The organism is Streptomyces flavochromogenes (genome assembly GCF_000717595.1).
GTDB lineage: Bacteria > Actinomycetota > Actinomycetes > Streptomycetales > Streptomycetaceae > Streptomyces > Streptomyces flavochromogenes.
Genome location: NZ_JNZO01000076.1, coordinates 1 through 3182, shown reverse-complemented (window position 1 = coordinate 3182; position 3182 = coordinate 1). Strand labels below are relative to the sequence as shown.

At 73.7% G+C, this 3182-nt stretch carries 2 protein-coding genes; both read left to right on the top strand.

Going from position 1 to position 3182, the window contains the following annotated elements:
- The coding region (locus IF00_RS43110) for a phosphopantetheine-binding protein (protein WP_030327068.1) at nt 1–564 on the top strand (564 nt) is incomplete at its 5' end.
- The coding region (locus IF00_RS43105; protein WP_030327066.1) for a non-ribosomal peptide synthetase at nt 561–3182 on the top strand (2622 nt) is incomplete at its 3' end. The genes IF00_RS43110 and IF00_RS43105, both read left to right, overlap by 4 nt.

Below are 3182 nucleotides of genomic sequence, written 5' to 3'. Positions count from 1 at the left end.
GGCGAGATCGAGTCGGCGCTCGTCGCCCACGACTCCGTGGCACAGGCCGCGGTGATCGTCCGCGAGGACCGCCCCGGCGACAAGCGGCTCGTCGCCTACCTCGTCGGACACGGCGGCACCGCCCCGGACCCCGACGTGCTCCGCACCCACGCCGACGGCCTCCTGCCCGACTACATGGTGCCGTCCGCGTTCGTGGTCCTGGAGGCCCTGCCGCTGACCTCCAACGGCAAGCTCGACCGCCGCGCCCTGCCCGCACCCGCCGCCACGACCGTCAGCAGCGGCCGGCAGCCGCGCAACCCGCGCGAGGAAGTCCTGTGCGGTCTCTTCGCCGACGTCCTCGGCGTCCCCGCCGTCACCATCGACGACGACTTCTTCCGCCTCGGCGGGCACTCCCTGCTCGCCACCCGGCTGATCAGCCGGATCCGCACCGCCCTCGGGGCCGAACTCCCGGTCCCCACCCTCTTCGAGAACCCGAACGTGGCCGCCCTGGCCGAGCGACTCGACCGCGCCGAGACCGCGCGACCCAAGCTGCGGCCCATGCGCCGGATGGGAGCCTCCCAGTGATTCCCCTGTCATACGCCCAGCAGCGCCTGTGGTTCCTCGCCCAGCTCGAGGGCCCGTCGGCGACCTACAACATCCCGCTGGCCCTCCGCCTCACCGGCACCCTCGACACCGAGGCGCTGGCCCTCGCCCTCGTCGACGTGATCGCCCGGCACGAGAGCCTGCGCACCGTCTACCCGGAGCGCGACGGCACGCCGTACCAGGAGATACGCGAGGCCGGGGACGTACGGCTCGAACTGCCCGTCCTCACGGCGACGGAGGACACCCTCGCGGACGTCCTCACCGCCGAGTCGGCCCATGTCTTCGACCTTGCCGTCGACCTGCCGGTGGAGGCACGGCTGATCCGCCTCGCGAAGGAGGACGGGAAGGAGGACGGGCAGGAGGACACGGACGAGGAGCACGTCCTGCTCGTCGTCATGCACCACATCGCCTCCGACGGCTGGTCCGTCGCTCCCCTGCTCCGCGACCTCGCCCACGCCTACCGGGCCCGCGTCGCCGGCCGCGCCCCCGAACAGGACCCCCTGGAGATCCAGTACGCCGACTACACCCTCTGGCAGCACGAACTGCTCGGCGAGGCCGACGCCGAGGACAGCGTCATGGCGCGGCAGATCGCCTACTGGCGTGAGCGGCTGGCCGGACTCCCCGCCGAGGCCACCCTTCCGGCGGACCGGCCGCGCCCCGCCGTCGCCTCGTACCGCGGCGACACCCGCACCCTCCACTGCCCGCCCGTGACCCACGCGGCGCTCGTCGAGCTGGCCCGGGGGAGCGGCGCCACCCTCTTCATGGCGGCACAGGCGGCGCTCGCGACCGTGCTCGCCGCCTCCGGCGCCGGGACCGACGTCCCCGTCGGCTCGCCGGTCGCGGGCCGTACCGACGAGGCGCTCGACGACCTCGTGGGCTTCTTCGTGAACACCCTGGTGCTGCGCACCGACGTCAGCGGAGACCCGACCTTCCGGGAGCTCCTGGAGCGGGTGCGAGCCACAGATCTGGCCGCCTGGGCGCACCAGGACCTGCCCTTCGACCGGCTCGTGGAGACCCTCAACCCCGAGCGCACCGGCGACCGGCATCCCCTCTTCCAGGTGATGCTGACCCTGGTGCAGGCCGGAGCCACCGACTCCGGAGCGGACTTCCCCGGGCTCCGGACCCGCACCGAGTACGCGCCCACCGACACCGCCAAGTTCGACCTCACCGTCGGATTCGACGAGCACCTGACCGACGACGGCCGCCCCGGCGGGCTCGACATCACCGCCGAGTACGCCACCGACCTGTACGACCCCGACACCGTCGAGGCGCTGCTCGCCCGGCTCGGCCGACTGCTCTCCGAGGCCGCCGCCCACCCCGACACGCCCCTCTCCGGGCTCGACCTGCTCGACGCGGCCGAGCGCACCCTGCTCCTGGACACCTGGACCGGTCGGCCCACCGCCGTACCGGAACGCCCGATCGGCGCCCTCTTCGCCGCGCAGGCCGTACGCACCCCGGACGCGGTCGCCCTCACCCAGGCCGGACGCGCCTACACCTACGCAGAGGTCGACGCCCTCACCAACCGGTTCGCGCACCACCTGATCCGGCTCGGCGTGGGACCCGAGACCGTCGTCGCCGTCCTGATGGAACGCTCGGCCGACCTGGTCCTGTCCCTGCTCGCCATCACCAAGGCCGGCGGTGTGTACGCCCCGCTCAACGCCGTCGACCCGGCCTCCCGGCTCTCCCGCATCCTCGCCGACACCGCCGCGCCCGTCCTGCTCGTCGACCCGGCGCTCGCCGACCACGAGATCCTCACCGAGGCGACCGGCGTACGGACCGTCCTGGTCGACGGGCTCGACCGCGACCCGGAGCTCGACGCCCTCCCGGAGACCGCCCCCGAGGTCGCGACCCACCCCGACCAGTGGCTGTACGTGATGTTCACCTCGGGCTCGACGGGCGTGCCCAAGGGCGTCGCCGTCACCCACCGCAACGTCGCCGAACTCGCCCTGGACCACCGCTGGACCGGGGACGCCCACACACGGCTGCTCTTCCACTCCCCGCACACCTTCGACGCCTCGACGTACGAGCTGTGGGTGCCGTGGCTGACGGGCGGCACCGTGGCGGTCGCCCCGCCCGGCGTGCTCGACACGGCGGCCCTCGCCGCCGTCCTGGAGGCCGAGTCGATCACGGGCCTGTGGCTGACGGTGGGGCTCTTCCGGCTGGTCGCGGAGGAGGACCCGGCAGCCTTCGCGGGCCTCGGCGCGGTGTGGACGGGCGGTGACGTGGTGCCGCCGGAGGCGGTGCGCCGCGTGATGGACGCCTGCCCGGACCTCACGGTGGTCAACGCCTACGGGCCGACGGAGACGACGACCTTCGCCACCTCCCACACCCTCCACCGGCCCTTCGACTACGAGGGCGCCCTGCCCATCGGCCGCCCCCTCGACAACACCCGGCTCTACGTCCTCGACGACCACCTCGGCCTGGTCGCGCCCGGAGTCCCCGGCGAGCTGTACATCGCGGGCGCCGGACTGGCCCGCGGCTATCTGGGCCGCCCGGCCCAGACCGCCGAGCGGTTCGTCGCGGACCCGTACGGACCTCCGGGCTCACGGATGTACCGGACCGGCGACCTGGTGCGCTGGTCGCGGGAGGGTGAGATCGAG